The organism is Streptomyces sp. NPDC001858 (genome assembly GCF_053594615.1).
In genome coordinates this window covers 50,686-69,767 of the sequence record NZ_JBSFEV010000040.1, presented here as the reverse complement: position 1 = coordinate 69,767, position 19,082 = coordinate 50,686, and the positions used below count along the sequence as shown (strand labels likewise).

18 protein-coding genes, 1 tRNA gene and 2 pseudogenes are annotated in these 19,082 nt (G+C 69.0%); 8 read left to right on the top strand and 13 right to left on the bottom strand.

Features of this window, described 5'->3' with window-relative positions; genetic code table 11:
• The first annotated feature begins 92 nt into the window (after positions 1-92).
• Positions 93-389, top strand: coding sequence for a DUF6225 family protein (locus ACWCPF_RS37535; RefSeq protein WP_451049613.1), 297 nt, complete (start codon positions 93-95; stop codon positions 387-389).
• A gap of 24 nt (positions 390-413) precedes the next feature.
• Here ACWCPF_RS37535 and ACWCPF_RS37530 read toward each other — a convergent pair.
• Positions 414-581, bottom strand: a pseudogene (locus ACWCPF_RS37530) (integrase core domain-containing protein); the annotation flags it as partial.
• 138 nt (positions 582-719) lie between these two features.
• Here ACWCPF_RS37530 and ACWCPF_RS37525 point away from each other — a divergent pair.
• Positions 720-796, top strand: a tRNA-Met gene (locus ACWCPF_RS37525).
• Positions 797-894: 98 nt separating this feature from the next.
• Here the strand turns inward: ACWCPF_RS37525 and ACWCPF_RS37520 are convergent.
• Positions 895-1,722 carry a hypothetical protein gene (locus tag ACWCPF_RS37520; protein WP_451049612.1) on the bottom strand — a complete coding sequence of 276 codons (828 nt, stop codon included), beginning with the start codon at positions 1,720-1,722 and terminating at the stop codon, positions 895-897.
• Between the two features lie 539 nt (positions 1,723-2,261).
• On the opposite strand from ACWCPF_RS37520, the gene ACWCPF_RS37515 reads away from it, so the two are divergent.
• From ACWCPF_RS37515 to ACWCPF_RS37500, 4 genes are all read left to right on the top strand, one after another.
• A complete protein-coding gene (locus ACWCPF_RS37515; RefSeq protein WP_451049611.1) occupies positions 2,262-2,849 on the top strand; it encodes a hypothetical protein in 588 nt (195 codons plus the stop codon).
• Between the two features lie 218 nt (positions 2,850-3,067).
• Positions 3,068-3,277, top strand: a complete 210-nt coding sequence (locus ACWCPF_RS37510; protein ID WP_451049610.1) for a DUF6207 family protein — start codon at positions 3,068-3,070, stop codon at positions 3,275-3,277.
• 88 nt (positions 3,278-3,365) lie between these two features.
• Positions 3,366-4,274, top strand: a complete 909-nt coding sequence (ku, locus tag ACWCPF_RS37505) for a non-homologous end joining protein Ku (protein ID WP_451049609.1) — start codon at positions 3,366-3,368, stop codon at positions 4,272-4,274.
• A gap of 140 nt (positions 4,275-4,414) precedes the next feature.
• A complete protein-coding gene (locus ACWCPF_RS37500) occupies positions 4,415-5,047 on the top strand; it encodes a hypothetical protein (RefSeq protein WP_451049608.1) in 633 nt (210 codons plus the stop codon).
• Positions 5,048-5,097: 50 nt separating this feature from the next.
• Here the strand turns inward: ACWCPF_RS37500 and ACWCPF_RS37495 are convergent, their stop codons facing one another.
• The 8 genes and pseudogenes from ACWCPF_RS37495 to mobF all read right to left on the bottom strand — a co-directional run.
• Positions 5,098-5,229, bottom strand: coding sequence for a hypothetical protein (locus ACWCPF_RS37495; protein WP_451049607.1), 132 nt, complete (start codon positions 5,227-5,229; stop codon positions 5,098-5,100).
• 46 nt (positions 5,230-5,275) lie between these two features.
• On the bottom strand, positions 5,276-5,572 hold the full coding sequence (locus ACWCPF_RS37490) for a hypothetical protein (RefSeq protein WP_451049606.1): 297 nt from the start codon (positions 5,570-5,572) through the stop codon (positions 5,276-5,278).
• A 92-nt stretch (positions 5,573-5,664) separates the two neighbouring features.
• On the bottom strand, positions 5,665-7,059 hold the full coding sequence (locus ACWCPF_RS37485) for a replication-relaxation family protein (RefSeq protein WP_451049605.1): 1,395 nt from the start codon (positions 7,057-7,059) through the stop codon (positions 5,665-5,667).
• A 611-nt stretch (positions 7,060-7,670) separates the two neighbouring features.
• Positions 7,671-8,096: a hypothetical protein gene (locus ACWCPF_RS37480; protein ID WP_451049604.1), complete on the bottom strand. Its 426-nt coding sequence runs from the start codon at positions 8,094-8,096 to the stop codon at positions 7,671-7,673.
• 634 nt (positions 8,097-8,730) lie between these two features.
• Complete coding sequence (locus ACWCPF_RS37475; RefSeq protein WP_451049603.1) at positions 8,731-8,961, bottom strand: hypothetical protein; 231 nt, start codon at positions 8,959-8,961, stop codon at positions 8,731-8,733.
• A 166-nt stretch (positions 8,962-9,127) separates the two neighbouring features.
• Positions 9,128-9,343 carry a hypothetical protein gene (locus ACWCPF_RS37470; protein WP_055535516.1) on the bottom strand — a complete coding sequence of 72 codons (216 nt, stop codon included), beginning with the start codon at positions 9,341-9,343 and terminating at the stop codon, positions 9,128-9,130.
• Between the two features lie 178 nt (positions 9,344-9,521).
• Positions 9,522-10,682 carry a relaxase domain-containing protein gene (locus ACWCPF_RS37465; RefSeq protein ID WP_451049602.1) on the bottom strand — a complete coding sequence of 387 codons (1,161 nt, stop codon included), beginning with the start codon at positions 10,680-10,682 and terminating at the stop codon, positions 9,522-9,524.
• 52 nt (positions 10,683-10,734) lie between these two features.
• Positions 10,735-11,424: pseudogene (mobF, locus tag ACWCPF_RS37460) on the bottom strand (MobF family relaxase); the annotation flags it as partial.
• Positions 11,425-11,775: 351 nt separating this feature from the next.
• Here mobF and ACWCPF_RS37455 point away from each other — a divergent pair.
• Complete coding sequence (locus ACWCPF_RS37455; protein ID WP_451049601.1) at positions 11,776-12,069, top strand: hypothetical protein; 294 nt, start codon at positions 11,776-11,778, stop codon at positions 12,067-12,069.
• Positions 12,070-12,166: 97 nt separating this feature from the next.
• Here the strand turns inward: ACWCPF_RS37455 and ACWCPF_RS37450 are convergent, their stop codons facing one another.
• The 3 genes from ACWCPF_RS37450 to ACWCPF_RS37440 all read right to left on the bottom strand — a co-directional run bounded on the left by ACWCPF_RS37450 (position 12,167) and on the right by ACWCPF_RS37440 (position 18,008).
• The gene (locus tag ACWCPF_RS37450; RefSeq protein WP_451049600.1) at positions 12,167-13,321 is read right to left on the bottom strand and encodes a ParB/RepB/Spo0J family partition protein; all 1,155 of its coding nucleotides are present in this window, start codon (positions 13,319-13,321) and stop codon (positions 12,167-12,169) included.
• The gene (locus ACWCPF_RS37445) at positions 13,318-14,580 is read right to left on the bottom strand and encodes a ParA family protein (RefSeq protein WP_451049599.1); all 1,263 of its coding nucleotides are present in this window, start codon (positions 14,578-14,580) and stop codon (positions 13,318-13,320) included. The genes ACWCPF_RS37450 and ACWCPF_RS37445 overlap by 4 nt, the downstream gene beginning before the upstream one ends.
• 614 nt (positions 14,581-15,194) lie before the next feature.
• Complete coding sequence (locus ACWCPF_RS37440; RefSeq protein WP_451049598.1) at positions 15,195-18,008, bottom strand: tetratricopeptide repeat protein; 2,814 nt, start codon at positions 18,006-18,008, stop codon at positions 15,195-15,197.
• 129 nt (positions 18,009-18,137) lie between these two features.
• Between ACWCPF_RS37440 and ACWCPF_RS37435 the strand changes: the two genes are divergently transcribed.
• Complete coding sequence (locus tag ACWCPF_RS37435) at positions 18,138-19,073, top strand: alpha/beta fold hydrolase (protein ID WP_451049597.1); 936 nt, start codon at positions 18,138-18,140, stop codon at positions 19,071-19,073.
• Positions 19,074-19,082: the final 9 nt, after the last annotated feature.

Sequence of the window (19,082 nt, the reverse complement as noted above, 5' to 3'; positions counted from 1 at the left end):
AGGCAACGTTCGCCCTGTTTACGTGGCGGCTTTGGGCAAGGTGATCAACGTTGGTTGATTGATCAAAGACGCTTGCTTCTATCCTGTGCAGCGTGGCTGGTGATGTGGAGATCGAGCGCTACCGGCATGAGACCGTGGAGCTGACGGTGCAGGAACTACGCGAAGCTCTCAACGGATTGCCGGCCGAGGCTCCGGTGCGGATCGACGTGCCGCTGCATCCCCGGTCAGGTGAGATGCGCGACTCGGTCGACTCGGGTGTCAGCCACTTTGTGGTAAACGGAGTCGTACTTCATGACGCGGAGTACCTCAGGCAGGACGAAGTCGTGCTGCAAGCAGACTTCTGCTCGGAGTGGTATGTCCGCCCTGTCGAGCCGGATGCCGAGAAGTGAACCGCCCCGGGTTTGATCGAGACTCTAGGTCGTGACTGTGACCTGGGGTTTCGTGGTTTCGCGGTAGTACTTGGTCTCGTATTCGGCGGGTGGGATGTGCCCTATTTCACCGTGGAGCCGACGGTGGCAGTACCAGTCGACCCATTCGGCGGTGGCGAGTTCGACCTGGGAAAGTGTCTTCCAGGGCTGTCGTGTGTGGCCTCAGAGGGGCTGACCACTGTCAGGGACAGTGCGGCGGACCCGGGACGCTGCGGGTTGAACGGGAGCGCCTCACCGTCCGGATACTCGGTCGGAAGCGTGGGGCCAGTGCCGTAGGGTGGTGTTCACCGACGCGGGGTGGAGCAGCTCGGTAGCTCGCTGGGCTCATAACCCAGAGGTCGCAGGTTCAAATCCTGTCCCCGCTACCAACGCAACAGCCTCCTCGACCACCAGGTCGAGGGGGCTGTTCGCATTCAACGCCCGCGTGTGCCGTGGAGACGGCCGGGTGCATGCGAATCGGGCGGTTCTACTCGCCGGGCCGCACCTTCACGATCTTGATGTCCGTGGCGCCCTCCGCCTCGAGATCTGCCTTGCGGTGTTCGGCGCTGGGCTGGTCGTAGCTCACCGTGGACACCATGGTCTTGCCGTCGCGCGCGCGTACCCACTTCACCCGGTAGTTGACCATCGGTACGCTCCCTCGTCCGCTCCGCACTCGTCGGCCCGGATCAGCAAGCCATGTCTTTGCATCCGGTACGGACATCCGCCCGCCCCAGGTCGACCGGATCTCATCCAACAACTTCGGGTAGTGCTCTCCGTGCGTGTTCAGCGCATGCCACACCGCATCCAGAGCTGCTTTGAGCGGGTCGGGTTCGGCAGCAGCGAGTACGGCGGGGAGAGCGAAATGCGGCTGTGAGATGGGCCCACGGACCTGCGGTGTGCTGGCAGGAAACACGAGCTCGGTGAACACCATCGGTGCCTGGCTGCCCGGTAGCCGGTCAAGCTCGTAGCTCGTCTCCCCGTCGCTCTCTTCTGCGGTCTTGACCCACATCAACCCTGCCGGCGGCTGGGGAAAGTACGGCCGCCGCTGGGGCGGTACTGCCCCGAGAACATCCGGGCCCGGTTCGAGAGGGGTGGACCGCAGAGCCTCCCGCATCCGGGCCGCGTCGTCGAAAGGGGGCGGTAGCGGATGCCCCTGCGTCAACGCGGCGAGCGTGCCAGCGACCCACGGCACATCGGTCAGGCCCGCCACCTCGCAGGCCCGCTGAGCGGCGAGCACCGCCACGGCACGCTGGACGTCGGGATCCGCGGCGCCGAGGTCGTGGACCAGGTCACTGTCGAAGTCGAGCAGCCCCAAGACGTTGCTCTCGCGGACACGGCGCAGCGACTCACTCGGCAGTCTTCCGCCCCACCGCCACCTCTCGTAGTGCAGCTGCGGATCCTCCGTGACCCCTACCCCATCTGAGACCAGCTTGTGCACAACGCCCCCCCGTTCGGGACGGCCTCTGAAATCCCTATCGGATCTGCCGTCACGTCTCCCGCATCATGCCGCAGGCCACTGACACGCCCGGGACACGGGCCGGGGTGACGCGGCCGAGTGGTCGTTCATGTCCGGCAGCCGTGGCTCTCTCGTACGGGTAACCGCCGCCCATCTACTGGCGCCGACTGGCTACGACGCCGTTCAGATCGGCTCGCCTTGACTAGTGCAGAGAAGCCAGCGCAAGACATACAGGTACGGCAGCGGCGGCTCCCCCCCCCTGTGCCAGTGGTGCATGACCCCCGTGCAGGAGAAATGGGGCCCGGCCGTGCGCTACGTCAGCACGCGCTCATAGGCAGGCACGGCAGGATCAGCGGATCGCCGGACGGCCGTGGTCGGGGCTCTCTAGGCTCCGGATCGTGAACTGGACGAATGCGCTGGCCGTCTTCGGAGCCGTCACCGGCACGGCCGGCTTCGGCTGGCAGATATGGAGCCACCGCCTCACCGGTGGCCGCGTCGAGGTCTTATCCACCAGACAGAAGCACGACGGCCGCTGGTGGGTGCGGACCGACGTGTCGAACGTGGGACGCCTGGACGTGACGATCGTCGGCTACTCGATCTGGCGCGACATCCCGGGCCACCGCTTCAGGCGGGCCTTGTGGCGACTGCGAGCCGTGCAGCGGGTGGGATGGAAACGGGCCCGGCGCACTGAGATGATCTTCAACCCCTCAGTCGCCTTCCACGCCCCCGTGCAGTTCGAGGTCGACGGCGCGAGCGTGGAACTGCCCTTCGTGCTGAAGGCCGGCGCCATGCTGTCTCTCCCGCTCATGGGCATGGAGGTGCCCAACCGGATCGGCCAGCAGCTGCGGGTGTCGCTTTATCTGGGGACCGGCCGGATCATCCGGGCCGACGTCCAGGAGGCCGACGCGCTGGAGCCGCTGCGGATCGACCTGGACGAATTCACCGGGCAGTGGTCGCTCCACGTCGGACCTCCCACGGACGACTGACGCACGCCGGGGCATCGCGACGTCGGCAGTACGGGGGAGTCGCTGGCGCCCCACCCTCGGAGGTATTAACGGCGTTAACGGTTGAGGCCTCGCCGGTCTGACACGTTGGCGCAACGCCTACCGCACCATCCAGTGCGACAGGGCGCGCGGCCTTACTCGGTCGGGTGAAGTCGCCGGAGTGAGAGAACTTCGGTGGGCGTCGGCGCGTAGTGCTGTACATGAAGCAGATCAACGACGCGCATGTGGCGCTGCCCGGCCTGGCAGTAGTGGAGGTCGCGGCGGCCGATGACGCGACCGCGTTCGCCATCCAGGAACTGCTCGCCGGGCGGTGCGCGGTGGCGCCGGCGGACCGTACGACCCGGGAGCCTGGCGAGCCCGGCGTGCGGCTGCGGTTCTTCCTGGACCTGCACGAGGACGCTGACACGTAGGGCCCGCGGCGAGCGCCTGGCCGTGCTCGTGCCACGCCGTGACGTGGCTCCTAGGCTGGTAGTGCTCGGGGCCCTGGAGGTGTGCCCCATGCCCGCGAGCATCTTCAACGGCGCGATCTCGTTCGGGCTGGTCAGCGTCCCGATCACGGTCCTGAGCGCGACCGAGGACCACAGCGTGCGCTTCCGGAGGATCCACACCGCCGACAACGCTCTGGTGCGCAACCGCTACTGGTGCGAGCAGGAGGACCGTGAGGTCACCTTCGGAGAGATAGGGCGAGGCTACGAACTGCCGGACGGCCGGGTCATCCCCGTCACGAACGAAGAGCTGCGGGCCCTGCCGCTGCCCACGGCGCGCGCCATCGAGCTGATCGCGTTCATCCCGGCCGCCGCCGTCGATCCGCTGCGCATCGGCGCCGGGTACTACCTCCAGCCTCAGGGGGCCGTCGCTGCGAAGCCGTACCTGGTGCTTCGCCGTGCCCTGGAGCGGGCTTCGCGGGTCGCTGTCGCGCGGTACGCATGGCACGGCCGTGAGCGGCTCGGTCTGCTGAGGGTACGGGGAGATGTCATCGCTCTGCACGGTCTTCTGTGGCCGGACGAGATCCGTGACCCCGCCGCCGTGGTCCCGCCTCCGGTCGATCTGGACGAAGCCGAGATCGACGAAGCGGTGGCTCTGATCGACGCCATGACCCGCGACGACCTCACCGGCCCGGAGTTCGCCGACGGGTACACCGAGGCCCTGCACGCGGTGATCGAGGCCAAGCAGGAAGACCGCCAGCCACCGCAGGCCCCCGAGCCGACGGCCCGGCCGGGGCAGCTGGTGGACCTGATGGCCGCGCTGCAGGAGTCCGTCAGCGAGGCCCGGGCGGCGCGCGGCGAGACGCCCGGCACGGACGCGACCGAGGCGCCGGCCACGCCCGCGAAGAAGGCGCCCTCCCCGAAAGCTTCCCCGAGGACCGCCGGGCGGCCGGGCGGCCGGCGCGGCACGCCAGCACGCTGACCTGCCGTGGCCGGGGCTGTGGGGTGCCCGCCGCCATGGTCGGCCCCTGCGGGTGCCTAGCCGGCGGGGTGGTCGGGGTCGGGGAGTTCCGGCGGGAGCCGCTGGCGTGCGGCCGTACGGGTGAGGCCAAAATCTCCGCCGTGTCAGAAACCTTCTGGGACGCCCTCGGCTCGATCAGCACCACCCTGGCCTTCGGCGTCGTCGCGTGGCAGGGATACCTCACCTACGGAGCGCTGAAGGTCAGCCAGCTCATGACCGCCGACGCCATCCGCAGCCGGCTCGACTCCCAAGCCCCGGCAGTCAGCCTCAAGCTCACTCCCCCGCCGTGGGAGCCGCAGGCGTGGAACAACACCGGGATGCCGTGCAGCACCTGGCCGCAGGGGCACACCTGGCACTTCCCCGCGGAGCAGGAGGGCTCCAACCGTCTCGTTCTGCAGCAGGTCCTGGTCCTGGAGAACCTCAGCGACCGGCGCGTGCAGGCACGGTTCGACGGCGACCTGGTCGTGGCCGATGAGGACAGGCGGCCCACTGCCGCCGGCGTCATCCTCCTGGAACCCGGCGAGACAAGCCGCAAGGTCTACCTGCAGCGCGAATTCACCATCAAGGAACTCTCGGAGAACTTCACGGCGAAGCAGGCCGGGCAGGAGCTGCCGCACAAGGTGCTCGGCACGGTGACGGCGGAGGACGACCGCGACAACGGGAGCACGGATCGCTGGGAACTGATGCTGACCGGCTGCCCGGTCGAGCCAGTCCCCGACCGTGAGGGCCTGTAGACGATCGCGCCGTGGCACCTGACCGAGGGATCGGGGCTGCGCACCCTGGACTACAGCCTGCTGCCGTCACGGCAGCGCATCCACTGGGTCTCGCGCACCAGGGGAATCCAGCTTCCCGCCCCGGAGGGCGCGTAGCGATGTGACGCCCGCTGACCGGCCGTGGTCGGCCTGTGGTCGGGCACGCAGGCCATGGTCGGGGCCGGGGTCGGGCTCGTGGTCGGGTGACGGTCAGGGTGTGTCGCCGGTGTAGTAGAAACGGCAGCTCACCCCCGGGCCCGGCGCACGTGCCTCGCCGGGGCGCGGGTCGTACAGGGCACGGCCATCGGGGAACTGCCCGAGCTCGGTGGACAGGGCCACTCCGTCGTCGACTTCCTCGGTCCGCCATCCGTGGATGTCCAGCAGCAGGCCGTCCAGCGGTCCGCCGACCAGTTCTGCGTAGGTCCGGTGCGGGAGCGGGCCGGGGTGGGGGTCGTCGTGGTCGGCGCCGTAGACGCGTCCGTTCAGCAGCTGCTCGTCTCCGTTCATCTGATCAGCGTCGCAGCCGCCACCGACAACACGGGCTTGCCCGGGGACGTCTTGGGCTTGCCCGAGTGGCCGGTGGCGGCGGTCTGCCCGGATCAGGTGCGCCAGCGTCCGAGCCAGCCTCCGGCCTTCCGCGCGGCCTGCTCGGCTTCCGCCTCCAGGCGGAGGCGCTCCTGATCCTGGCGCTCGCGTTCATCGGCTTCGGCCCGCCGCACGGCTGCGACGGCCCTGCCCTGGCAGTTCTCGCACAAGTGCGGGTGTGACTGGCCCCGGCCCCAGTCCCGTACGTCGACCGCCGTCCATCGGTCGTCGGTGAACTTGTTCCTGCAGTCCGCGCACTCGGGGCGCCGGGCTTCCCGTTCTGCTGCTTGCCGTTCCTCGTGGCGTCGTTGCTGTTCCCGGGCGGTTTGGTGGCGGCGGGCGAGGGCGGTGTCCCGGCGGGGGTTGCCGATCGCTTCCAGCAGCGGCTCGCGGTGGTCGCGGCCGAAGCGCCAGAACGCGGGCCCGGCCGGGCCGTGTTCGCGCAGCAGCTCCAGTGTGGTCGCCACGATCGGGATACAGCCGTCGTAGGAGTGGAAGCCGTCGCGGTCCCAGCGGCCCTGCCAGTGCGGACGGGTGAGGTCGGCGACGTTCGTCATCTGGCTCTTCAGGGAGCGTTTGCCGACCTGGTGGAAGACGAGCAGCACCGGCGGGTGCACCCGCTCGTAACTGCCTTTCGTCTCGGGTGCGGACCAGCGGGTGCGCCACATCGGTTTCTCGATGCCGTCGGTGTCCTTCTCCTTCCTCTTGAAGAACCGGGCGTACTTGTCGAACTTCCGGGCGATGAGGACGGCTTCCTCGGTGCAGTTGTCGGCCTCGATGAACAGCAGCGGCACCCCGGCTTCCGGCGCGGTCAGGACGACGTCGGCGCGGGCGCTGCCGATCGCGGGGTTCTTCCAGGTGCCCTTCACGGGGAGCGCGACCTCGGTGGCGTAGGAGGTGAGGGTGCCGATCCCGTCGGGTGCGTCGACGGCGGCCCGCGCGGCTGCCTGTGCTTCGGCCGGCTGCTCGGTGAGCCGGTCGAGGTCGGGCTTCGGGCGGATCAGCGCGATCACCGTCTCGTTCACCGTCATCGGGTGCGAGGCTCCGGAGCGGCCCGCGCTCTTGGGCATGCCGCCCATCTCTTCCGGCTCGCGGTCCAGGTCGATCGCGGCGGCGGCCAGCCCGGCCGCGGTGAGCAGCCGGACCTCTTCTCCGCCCCGGGTACGGCCGCCGTCGACGGCCAGGCCGTGGCGGCGCAGATCGTTCGCCGCGCCGCGGTGGGAGGCGGTACGTGCTTCTTTCCGCGCGGCCGGTGTCTTCTTCGTCGTGTGCCGGTAGGTCAGGTGCGGCGCGGCCAGCCGCTGGATCTGGTCGGCGGTCGCGGCCTTGAGCACCCCGAGCACGCACAGCACATCCGCGCGCAGTCCGTTCGACGATCCCGCCTCGTTCGCCTTGCGCCTGCCCGCCATCAGGCCCGCCCTCCCGCCGTCCGCGTCCGGCCACCGGCCGGGCGCCGGCCCCCGGCCGCAGAGGGCACCGGGCCCCCGAACCCGATGATCTCCTCCACCACCGGCAATTCCTTCAGGTTCAGGAGTAGAGAAGAGGGTTGTGACGATCCGGAGCAGTTCCGGAAACCCGTGGTGACCTGCGGAAACGCAAGGTGCGTGGGAGCTGGGCACGGAAGTGGCATCGGCAGTGGGACCGCAAGCGCCGGCAGCAGGAGCTCACCAGGGCTTGCCGCGCACCTGGGACGGCGTGCGAGGCCTGGCCGGACGGCGAGGTCCTGGCGGCGGGCGAGGCTCCAGGATCCCGGACGGACGCGGCGGCGGGAAGGAGCGGTGGGGCCGGGCACGGGCGGCGTGGGCACGGTGTCCTCGCGTTTCTCCGGCACCAGGGCCGGGGCGGGCGGCTGTTCGTCCGTCCCACGCGCATCCGGCGCGTGCGGGACAGATGCCACCTTGCGGGATCACACCTTGTCCGTGACCTGGTCACCCCCGCTGACGGTGTCCGTTTTGGCCCTTGACCACCCCTTGACCGGACGGTTCGTCCGTGGCCGATGCCACACAGCCCGGCCGACGGTTCAGCGAGCGGGGCGGGTGCTGGAGACCGAGGCGCCGCGCCGCCAGTCCGAGGGCTTACGGGAGCGGAAGGTCTCGCCGCTCTCGATCCTGGCCTTGTTCCGCTCGAACTCCCGCTCCGCGGCCGACGGCTGGCGGGGAGCGCAGCCGGGGTGTCCCCAGTTCTCCCCCACCTTCGTGATGACCGTGCCCTTGTCGTAGTCCTTGAAGCAGGCCGGGCAGGTGCCGGGGTAGGCGGCCCGGACCGAGCCGCGCGGCGGCGGCCCCGCCTTCTTCGCCGCGGTCTTCTTCGCGGCCGGCTTCCCGCCGCCCGCCTTCTTCTTCGCCGACTGCGCTCGCTTGAACGCCTCGATCTCTGCCTTGCCGGGCCTCTTCTTCGGCTGCCCGCTCGCCGCCTTGGGGGCCTTCTGCGCCGGGGTCTGTCCCACGAACGGAGCATAGAACCACCGCGCCGCGTACGGCCGTGTGCCACGCGCGCCGGACACCCGAGCCCGCAGGGCGCTGGTGCGTACCGGGTACGCGCGGCGCGATAAGTGGTGCACGATGCAGCGCATCCCGCCGGGTGGTGCGCACCGGGTGCGGTTCACTCCCGCACCTGGTGCGCACGATGCCGTGCACTCCCGCCGGGCGGTGCGCATCGTGGTGCGGGATACGCACCGCACCGCGCACCGGTTCACTCAGCGTGAAGGACTCACGGGCAGGTGAGGGACGGAGAGTTCTCCCCTCAGTGCACAGCATCGCGCACACATAAGGGGACGATGCGGGCGGTAGCGAATGTGGTCTAGGAAGAACGTCGCCGATTGCGACCCCGACAAGGGTTGATTCTCCACTCGACAAGGGGGTGCGCATCCGGTGCGGCGCATCTCGACAAGGGGTACGCACCAGCCGCACCATCCCTGCGTACCGTCACCGCGAGTGTGTACATCGCGGTGCGGTGGGCATCGCCGGGGCGCACCGTGAGGCGCACCGGTGCGGCGGCCGGGAGTGAGTGTCATCGCCGGTGCGCGCACCGGTGCGCAGGATGAAGTTCATCGTGGTGCGCCTCGGTGCGCGCGATGCGTTTCATCGGCGGGCACGGTGCGCGCGGCGTTCGGTACATCCCCGGCGGTGTCTGCGGTGGTGCACGGGCTGCCACGGCGGGTTCGGCTTGCCGCTGGGGTACTGCCGGGTGCGACGGCTGCGCGGCGGCAGCTTCGGGGCCGGGTGCAGCGCCACCCTCAGCCGGGACGCGGCGGTGAGCTCCTTCAGTCGCGCCAGACGTTCCGGGGAGAGCGGCGGGATCGGATCAACCATTGGGGCCTCCAGGCTTCGGCTGGTCTCTCCCCGTACCCTCGCCGCCGCCCGCCAGATGCCGGGGCCCGCCCGCCGGTCGCGTCCCGGCATCTGGCCCGGCGACTTCGTCCCCCGTCCCGCAGGGCGGGCAGGGACGGTGCCGTTGGACGGGCGAGGTTCACAGAGTTCAGGGGCTGCCCGACTGTGTGACGCCCCGCGCGAGTTGGCCGACGACGTCGAAGACGGTCTGGCCGAACGCGGTGGGGGCGATCAGCACGCCGAAGACCAACACGATGACGACGGTCAGCTGCTCGTCGTTGCGGCTGCGGGCCTGCGTACGCCGCCGCAGCCGCATGACGATGATGACCGCCAGCAGCACCGCCACATTGATCGTCAGAACCATCCGGCCAGCCCTCCCCTTCAGACCCGAACGTCCCAGCCCACAAGTAGCCCGAACCGCTCCGTGCGAAGGGTCGATTACTGATCGTTGGCGGCAAAACGCTTTTCCCCGACCGAATTTCGGGCCTTGACCAGCACGTCGGCGCCGCACCACCTCCGTCTGCTGGCCGGTCTGTCCTCCTTCAACGCTCGAGGCCGCCCCCTCTCCCCTGCGAGTTGCGGTTCTGGTGCTGCTGCTGGTCTGCGTGACCGACCGCGTCCGTGGCCGGCTGCTCCGGCTGCTCGGAGTGCTTGAGCTGCTGTTCGGCGACGGCGCGTCCACGGGCGTCGATCTCGAGCTTGAGGACGGCGAGCCGGGCGAGGTTCTCCGGGGTGTGCATCCACGTCTCCGGGTCGGTCGTGCGGCCCTCCAGCAGCTCGGGCATCGCGGCCTGCTGGTGGGCCTGGACAGCGGCGGCCCGCTGCGCCGGGGTGAGTGCGGCGTCCCGGTCCGGGTGGTCGACGGCGTGTGGCGCGGCCGCCTCCTGATCGTAATTGTGGTCGTCGGCGTGCCCTGTGGCCGATGCGGTCGCGGCAGGGGCTTCATCCCGCGCCGCGTGTGCGGTGCGGACGTCACGGATCGCGTTCTGCAGAGCGAGGCTGGCAACCCGGGCCCGCTCATACCTGCTCGATTCCCGGGGCGGTTTGCCGTCGGTCCCGGCGATCCACCACCGGTGAGGCCAGGCGAAGTCGGCCGTGTAGGTGAGCTGGTCCGGTGACGGGGCCCGCCGGCCCTTCTGAGGCACCGTGACCTGACGGCTGTGGCAGGTCAGGGCCAGGTCGGCGATGGAGTCGTCCAGGCCCGGCTCGAATGCGCGGCCGCGCAGGGTCTCCAGCAGGTGTCGGCGGGCTTCGGCCAGGACGTGGCGGCGGGCGAAGGTGCGGCGCACGGTGAAGACGATCGCGGCGACGTCGACGGCGGCGAGCGCGGTGTCCACCTGCGGGCGCACCCGGGCCCGGATCGCCGCACCGGCCGCCCGGCACCGCTCCAGCAGCCCGTCGACCATCTGCTTGCCAAAGCGCAGGAGCGCGGACGCGCGCCACCACGCCAGCAGCTGAGCCAGGGGGCGCGGGGTCTTCTTGTCCGGGCGGGTCTCCTGCGCCGCCCACCAGCCGAGTCCGTGGCGGGCACGTTCGTCGGGCAGCCGTCCGTGCCTGGCGACGTACTGGGCGGTGAGGCCCTCCAGTTCGTCCTCGATCCGCCGGCGGCGGGTGGAGGACCAGTCGATGAGCTCCTGGTCCACGCCGGCTATCTCCATGACCGGGCGCAGGCCCGGCGTCACCTCGCGCGGCACGGTCGCCACCCAGTCCCTCGCACACTTCGGTGGTCATGGTGAGCGTGTACAGCGTCCCGGCCGCCACCACGTGATGGTAGAGGCGGACCGTGTCTATCGCGTACCAGGAGCCGTCCGGGCGCTGTACCCGGTTCAGGATCAGGCAGTGCTCTTGGAGCAGGGGGAATCCGTCGCGGTTGTCGAAGTGACAGAACGCGGCAACGACCAGGGCAGGGGCCTTGGCGCGCTGGCGGCCGGAGGACCACCGGGTCTCCGCGACCTCATCCTCCAGCCAGCGCAGCACGGTGGTGACGGCCCGCTCATGCGCCCGCTCGATGACCTGCCGGGTGTGGTCGTCACCCAGCGCCCACAGCACGATCAGGGACGCCTGCGCCCGGAAGACGAACTCGACAGCGAGCAACGGGGTCTGCCCGCGCTGCTCGATCTCTTCGATCGGCTGCCCGAGGACGGTCTCCCGCCGCGCCGTCTCCGGGCTGGCGCCGTCGTCCAGGCGCTTGCGCTCCATGCGGTCGGCGTCCGGGTGCCGGAGCTCGCCGAACATCAGCTCCAGCTGCCGCTCCGTCACGACCGAACCCGCGGTGAGACCGAGAGCAGCGAGCCCCAGCCCCACCCACACCCCGGGCGGGAGCCCGGCCATCTCCTGGGCGTCCTTCAACGCCTGGCGGGCCGGACGGCGACCGTCGCCGAAGGCCACACCCCGCACGAAGTACCGCCACGCGTTCCGCCTTTGAACCTTCGCAACACTGAGCATCCCAGCAGGGAACACCAGCTCTGACCTGCGGAAAAGACCCGATCCCGTGAGGCGGGAGACTTCAGCGAACCTTCACGGCCGCTCCCGCGCGGCGGGCGACGAACGCACTCCCGTGCCCGCCGGACGGGCCATGCAAATGCTGCGCGACGAGCGACCGCCTACGCCTCAGACACACCAACAAACGACAACAACCGCCTCCATCGGCAAAGAGCGCACACCCTCGTGCCGCTCCCCCACCCACTGGCCGACGACGCCCCACCCCGCACCACGTCACCGACTCCCTTCACCCCGAGCCAGACACACCATCGCCCCCGGCAACCCCGGGGGCTTCGTGCTTCCTGGAGGACCGACGTGCCGACGTACGAAGCCCTGCCTCGTTTCACCGCCGACCACCACCGCCTCACCCCCGAACAGCGCCACGCCTTCCGCCAGGCCGTCAACGCCTTCGTCAACGACCTCCGCACGGGCGGCCCCTTCCGCGCCAGCCTTCGCGTGAAGGGCGTACGGCGCGCGCCCGGCGTCTTCGAACTCACCTGGGACGGCAACGGCCGCGCCACGTGGTCTTACGGCCGGCCCATAGTTCCAGGCGTCCCTCACATCGTCTGGCGGCGAATTGGCAGCCATGGCATCCTCACCGGCCCGTGATCAAGGCACGGGCGCAGCCGAGGGCGGGCTTCCCAGTTTTGGGAGGCCCGCCCTTTTGATCGGCGGAACAGCAAACCCCTTAGGCCAGGGCTCGTGGTTAACCGGCAGACACGGCCTGGCTGTCCTTGTGCTGGAGAAGCAGCTGCAGCATCTTGTTGAACTCGGCCGGCGGCATCCTGTGGATCAGGTACATCGCGGCCATCTGGCCGTCCTCGTACGGGAATCGCTTGGGCTGCTTGCCAACGGTCTGGTCATCCCCGGATGGGGTGTCGTTGTGGGGGCGTGGTTCTGGGGCAGACTGCCCGTTCGCTTCTCCCTGTTCTGGCTCGCTCTGTCCACGCTGGTCTGTCGCGGGATTGTCATGGCGCGGCGGGTGCCCTGCGTTGCCTGGCACGTCTGCAACGGGTTTGGCCTGGCCTGCCGCAGGCGCTTCGTTCGAACCACCGTCATCTATTACGCCGTAATGGCCGTCGAGCTTCTTGGTGTCGTGCGCGGCAGACGTCTCGGCCGTCCCTGGCTTCTTAGAGCGCTCTCGCTTGGCTGCTTCCTTGCGCGTCCGTTGCTCCTTCAGCTCTGCAAGTGCTGCTTCCTGCTCTGCAGCTGGCTTGTTGCCCACAGCGCGCAGCAGGTCGATGGGCTCTTTGCCGATACGTGCTTGGAGTTCAGGAGTGAGGTTGAGGAGGGCCAGGCGTTGTGACACCCAGCCCTGGGAGCGGTGGAGCCGCTTGGCGAGGGCGGTCTGGCTGCCGTGGATGGCCAGCAGACGCAGAAGGGCTCGGGCTTCATCGAGTTCTTCGAGGTCTTGGCGGTGGATGTTGGCGACGAGGGCGGATTCGAGGATTTCCTCGGAGGTGGTGCCTTGGTCGTCGCTGACCATGATCTTGACGGTCGTGAGTTGCGCGTCGCGGGCGGCCGCGAGACGGCTGCTGCCGTCGATGACGACGTGGGTGGTGTCGCGTTCGAGGTCGGCTTCGCGGTCGGGATTGGCCTTGATGTAAGCGTCGCGGTTCATGACCGTAATCGCCTGCTTCTGGCCGTGTGTCGACAAGCTGCCTGCGAGGTCGGTGAGATCGCCGAGGGTGGAGCGGGGGTTGTCGGGGTTGAGGCTGATGCGGTGCGGGGGGAGTTCGGTGGGTGTGGCAGCGCCGTCGGTGGGGACTCCGGTGGCGGCGGCGACTGCCTGCCGGCGTGCACTGATAGGGCGTACTCCCCCGCCAAATCGGCCTGCGCCCAGTTGGTCTGCCTTGCTCATGCGATCTCCCGGGCCAGAGCGCGCATGCCGATCGCCTGCTGTGACTTGGGGGCGTATGACAGCAGGGGTTGCTTCATCCGAACTGCTTCTTTCTGTTCTTTGAGATCGCCAATGAGGCCGACGACCCGAGGATCCTTTATGTCGACCCACCCCTGTAGGGAGGAGGTGGCGATGAAACCGCGGCGGGAGTCGTAGAGGTTGACGACGATGCCGAGGTAGTCGATGTCGACCAGCAGGTCTCCGCGCAGGTCGTCAATCTGTGTGGTGAGCAGTTCGTAGGCGTCGGCAGAGCTGTCCTCTGCCTGCACGACGATCAGGGCGCCAGACTGTCCTGGCCTTTCGCTGTCGCGACGGCGGCTGTAGTAGGCAGCGGCATCCATGCTGAGCCCGAGGCTGGGCGGGCAGTCCACGAGGATCACGTCGTAGTCAGCCTCAAGCGGGGCGAGCGCGCGTTCCAAGGCGGCTTCACGGGCTCGCACAGCGGATAGGCGCACGTCGAGGAGGAAGGCATCGTTACAGGCGGGCAGCAGATGGAGGCGCCCGCCAAAGGCGGTGTCGCTGATGGTGACGATGAGGTCGCGGAGGTCGCCCTTGGGGTCTCCGGCCATGTGGTTGGTGAGGCTGTCGCCGTTCATCGGCAGAGGCGCGGCCCCGAGTTGGTTGGTGAGGTGGCACTGCGGATCGAAGTCGACGAGCAGGACGCGCAGGCCGAGGCCTGGGAGATTCTCGATGTCGAGCGCGTCGTTCGCCAGTGCGTCATCGGAGTGGGCGTCGCTCGCGCGCAGGGCCTTGGTGAGCGCCTTGGCGACCCTAACGGCGTGTAGGGCGTTGGGGTCTTCAGCGAGTGCCTCACCGAGACCGGCCGTGATCGCCGTCTTGCCGACGCCGCCCTTCTGGTTACAGACGATGATACGCCGAGTGACCTCGGGGCGTGCGACGTTGGGTGCTGGGTTGGCATCGAGCCACAGCTGGACGGACTGGGCCAGGCCTTGGATGAAGGAGACACCGCGGTCTGTGGCGACTTCGCGGAACTCCTCCCACTGGCCGAGCGGGAGCAGGGTTGAGAAGGAGTCGGCGCCCGCCGTGTCGACGGTTGCGGTGGCGGACGCGAGGTTGCACCAGTCTCGGATGCCTTGTTCGACTGCGGCCTGAATCTCGAGGCCGTGTTGAGCAGCTCTGATCTTAAGGTTCTGCCGGAGCCATCCCGGCAGCTTGGAGACGACCTTCTCGCGGTCGCTGGAGGTGGCTGGCGAACTCATGCGGGACACCTTACTAACGTCGTAGACCCTTTGCGTCATCGACGCGTTAGTTTGCATCACCTGTTGGGGCGTCAGAACTATTACGCCGTAATGGCCGGCAGCTGGCGGGCCCGAGACGACCGCAAGCTATTCCGTAATGGGGCAGGGCCGCCAGGGGCCTCATGGTGGCCCTTGACTCCCGCGTGCGGCTCGGAGTCCCAGGCCGCCCATCCGAACGATTACGGCGTGTGATGCCGCGGCCGGGATGCGCGATCTGACCTTCAGAGGCATGCAACGCAGAAGGGCCCGTACTCCCCCGCAGCGCTTCTTCGCGGGGAGTACGGGCCCTTCTGCGTGCTCAGTCGTGTGCGTCAGGGTGCCCAGGTGGCGGGCGCCCCCTGGTCGGGGTCGGGGAGGCCGGCGGCGGTTGCCAGGGCAGCGGGGTGCCGCATGGCGGTGACCGGGACTGCCCCGGGCTCCGTGGGCGGACTGGGGAAGAGGCGGTGTTCCAACCCTGCGCTATTCGGTGAAGCTGTTCCCCAGACCTGCTCTTGTTCCCCACGCTGCATCGGTGGAAGGTCAGTTGCGGCAGTCGCAGCCGGGACGGCAGCTGCGGCGGTCATTGGCAACAGGGCCTATGAAGATTCCGCCGCCTCGGTCCAGTAGGCGAGGTTCGCCCGGGTGGTGAGGGCACTGGGGTGCTCCGGGCCGAGCACCTTCTCGCACACCGGCAGCAGCTCGGCAAACTGGTCACGAGCGGCCACCGGATCCCCCGCCTCCCCCGTCCAATGGGCGAGGCGGTCTCTGTCAATAAGAGTGTCGGGGTGCTCTGGACCGAACACCTTCTCGCACACCGGCAGCAACTCGGCAAACTGGTCACGAGCGGCCACCGGATCCCCCGCCTCCCCCGTCCATCGGGCCAGGTTGGATCGGTCGATAAGGGTGTCGGGGTGTTCCGGACCGTGCTTCATCGCATCCATCGGGAGCACTTCGGCGAACTGGTCGCGGGCCGCCACCGGATCCCCCGCCAACCCAGTACAGCGGGCCAGGTTGCATCGAACGGTGACGGTGGTGCGGTGCTCGGGGCCGAGCACCTTCTCGCACACTGGCAGCAGCTCGGCAAGCTGGTCGCGGGCGGCCACCGGATCCCCCGCTTCCCCCGTCCAGTACGCCAGGCCGGATCGGGTGTGGATGGTGGCCTGGTCCTCCGGACCGGACACCTTCTCCCACACTGGCAGCAGCTCGGCAAGCTGGTCGCGAGCGGCCACCGGATCCCCCGCTTTCCCACTCCACGAGGCCAGTTCCAATCGAATGATGAGCGTGTTGCGGCGCTCCGGACCAAGCTTCCTCTCCACTGGCAGCAGGTCGGCGAACTGGTCGCGGGCGGCCACCGGATCCCCCGCCTCCCCCGTCCATCGGGCCAAATGGAATCGAGCGGAGCAAGCATGCGGGTGCTCCGGACCGGGAGCAAGATCTGCGGCAAGGAAGGTAGGCCAGGGCTGCCATTTATCCCGCTCGTCCGCAGCAGACCCGGCGGAGCGATTGAGGAGGCTCTCGATAACGGCGCCGCTGTCCTGAGAAGCGTGCCAGCGGTGGTGGGCTTCGGCTCGGAGGGCGTAACGGTGCAGGGGGTCAGTGAGGTTGTGGGTCTGGAGGGGGGCGAGGTCGTTGATGGCTTTGACGATGGCAGCGTGGTACTCGGCTGGTTCGATGGTGAACTGACCGTCGCTGGGGCGCAGCAGGTAGTCCTCAGCAAGGCTGGCGTGGAACAGGCCGACATGTTCGGTTGGCTGACCCGGTTGGGTTCGGGCGAGCAGGCCGGAAAGGCGGACGAGTGCGTCACGCACTTGGGTGGTGGTAGCGGGGCCACTCAGGTGTCGGGTGGCAGCGACGAGCAGGGGCAACGGCAGGACGGGGCCAGCGCTGGCCACGGCGAGCACGCCGAGGACCGGCCGTAGCCCTTCCTGCCAGACGGCCGGGTCGTCGGCGCCAGCGGCGAGGAGCTCGTCGTCGTAGAGCGCGGTGAGGGTCAGGCGAATGTCATCGGGAACTGCGGCCGGGTCGAAGCCGGGCCGCAGTGCACGGTCGGCGAGCAGGCGGGCGTGGAGCCAGTTGCCTGCGGCCTGGCGAACCAGGGCCGGGTGGTGCTCCTGGGCGACGCCGCGGTCGCGCAGGTATGCGGTAATGGTGTCGTCGCTGACCCGTTCGGCGCTGAGGAGGTGGCTGCCCGCGGGGCGTGGAGAGTCTGGCCGGGCGGTGACCACCAGGTGCAGCCCGACATCCGCCGTACCCAGAGCGTGCAGCGTGCTGCTGCGGGTGGCGGTGGGCAGCTCGTCGAGCGCGTCGATCACCAGCCGCACGGCGGGTGGCGGGTCGACCAGCTTCAGCGGGCCGATCACGTGCTGGTACAGGGCGTTGAGGCTTTGCCGCTCGTGAGAGGTAAGTCGGCGCAGGTAGCGGTGGCCAGCATCGGTGAATCCGGGCACCGACTCGGCGAGCTGGGCGGCGAGTGTTCCGGCGAGATCGGCGAGGGTGCTGGTACGGGAGGCGAACGCGATCGCCTGCACGAAGTGGTCCGGGACCTTCCCTTGGGTGGCTTCGGTTCGGGCCAGGGCGGCAGCGAGGGTGGATTTGCCGCTGCCCCGTGGGCCGACGAGGGCCACCCGCGCCGTGCCGGCGGTTGCATGGATCAGCTCGCTGAGCACCGGGGTGGGCTGCAGGTGAGCGGTCAGTTCGATAATGCGGTCCCTGACCGTGGCGCGGGCGCCGGATCCCTCGGCGGTCACGTCATGGGCAGCGTTGTGGGCCCACCACAGGCCCTCGTCGCCAGTCTGTGCCCAGCCGCCGCCGTCGTGGGTGATGCGCTGGGGGTACTGGTCCCCGGCTGCTTCCTGCAACGGATCGCCCAGGTAGCGGGAGTCGACCGTGGTGCCAGCCGACGGTATCCCGCGGCGCAGCACGTCGATCAGGGTCCTGGTGACCTTGCCGCCGTAGGCGGGCCGGTCGGCGCTGGCCGTCAGCAACTCGTAGCGGCGCCGATGGCGCCCCAGGCCCACCTCCCGCCACGCGGCGGCCTGGGCCGCGCCCACCCCCGCATGGCAGGTGTCGAGCAGCACCAGCAGCCCGTCCAGGTTGGCCGCCTTCCTCAGCTCGGTCTTGAGCCAGTGCGACAGGAACACGTCCTCGTCGGGATCGCCCCGGCCGCCGCCGTTGCGCGGCAGGAAGTAGAAATCCTCGTCGATCGCGATCCCGTGGCCGATCATGGCCAGCACCAGGGTCGATCCGGTCTCGTCGGCGGCCCGGAACGCGTCCTTGAGCGCCGTGATCATCTCGTCGCGCGAGGGGTCCACGAGTAGAGGCCCCGACTCCAGCGCGCTGTCGCAGTCACCCAACCGCGGGTCGGTGAGGAGATCAGCCAGATCCTGGGCGGCCTTGGGCAGAAACCGCAAAGTTCCTAGTGCCGCACTCTGTGATCCGATCACCAGGGCTCGTCGGGATGCCCGCTGGATGGACATATCTCCACACTTACTCTAAACCGCCCGATCTGCAGCTCCGAGTAACGAAAGGTAGGACCGACCATGGCCCTGATTGTGCTGGTCCACGGCATCGCCCAGGAACAGCGGTCCGCCATCGAACTGGAAGATGAGTGGCTGCTCTCCCTCGCCGGCGGCGTGGGTAACGCCCAGCACCCAGCATTGGCCGACCAACTATGGCCCATCCGCCCCGACGTTCCGCGGCTTGCTCGCATGGCCTTCTACGGCAACCTCTTCCTCACCCCAGATCAGCAAGGTTCCGATACCGAGCTCAGCGCCGAACAGCTGGAGTCGGCCGACGAGATCGCCTTCGAATGGCTGACCAACGCTCTGAGCTCCACCCGGCCGAAAGACGCCGGCAGCGCCCGGCTTGAGGTGCAGGCACTGCAGCGCGACCGCGCAGATCCTCAAGGAATCGGCGCCGTAGGCGGCCGCATCATCGAAGCGCTCGACCACATCCCGTGGCTCAGCCAAGCCGGCCTGGCCGGACTCACCCGCATCAACAAGACCCTCGCCCAGGTCGTGCGCTACCTCACCGAACCCGACATCCGCGCCCATGCCATCGGCCAGGTCCACCAGCACCTCGACGTCGACACCCGGGTCGTCATCGGCCACAGCCTCGGCTCGGTCGTCGCCTATGAAGCCATCCGCACTCACCAGCAACCGCTGCCCCTTCTGATCACCCTCGGCAGTCCCCTCGGACTGGAGGCCGTCAACCGCCGACTCCAGCAGCCCCCAGCCTTCCCATCTTGTCTGACCCGCTGGGTCAACCTGGCCGACCGCGACGACATCGTCGCCGCCCGCCCCCACCTGACCGCTGTCTTCGACGTAAACCGCCCACCCACGGCCCGATTCGACAGCACCTACACCGTCGACAACGGAGCCCACCCCCATCGCCCCGGCTTCTACCTCACCAAGCCCACCACCGGCCAGGCCGTCGCCGACGCGATCAACCAAAGTGGGGCAGACGGACCATTGTGATCAACCGAT

Bases quoted from the DNA above. Each gene is read 5' to 3' on its own strand.
- ACWCPF_RS37470 (WP_055535516.1), bottom strand. From the start codon at position 9,343: ATGGTTCTGACGATCAATGTGGCGGTGCTGCTGGCGGTCATCATCGTC.
- ACWCPF_RS37485 (WP_451049605.1), bottom strand. From the start codon at position 7,059: ATGGCGGGCAGGCGCAAGGCGAACGAGGCGGGATCGTCGAACGGACTG.
- ACWCPF_RS37475 (WP_451049603.1), bottom strand. From the start codon at position 8,961: ATGGTTGATCCGATCCCGCCGCTCTCCCCGGAACGTCTGGCGCGACTG.
- ACWCPF_RS37490 (WP_451049606.1), bottom strand. From the start codon at position 5,572: ATGAACGGAGACGAGCAGCTGCTGAACGGACGCGTCTACGGCGCCGAC.
- ACWCPF_RS37445 (WP_451049599.1), bottom strand. From the start codon at position 14,580: ATGAGTTCGCCAGCCACCTCCAGCGACCGCGAGAAGGTCGTCTCCAAG.
- ACWCPF_RS37435 (WP_451049597.1), top strand. From the start codon at position 18,138: ATGGCCCTGATTGTGCTGGTCCACGGCATCGCCCAGGAACAGCGGTCC.
- ACWCPF_RS37510 (WP_451049610.1), top strand. From the start codon at position 3,068: ATGAAGCAGATCAACGACGCGCATGTGGCGCTGCCCGGCCTGGCAGTA.
- ku (WP_451049609.1), top strand. From the start codon at position 3,366: ATGCCCGCGAGCATCTTCAACGGCGCGATCTCGTTCGGGCTGGTCAGC.
- ACWCPF_RS37450 (WP_451049600.1), bottom strand. From the start codon at position 13,321: ATGAGCAAGGCAGACCAACTGGGCGCAGGCCGATTTGGCGGGGGAGTA.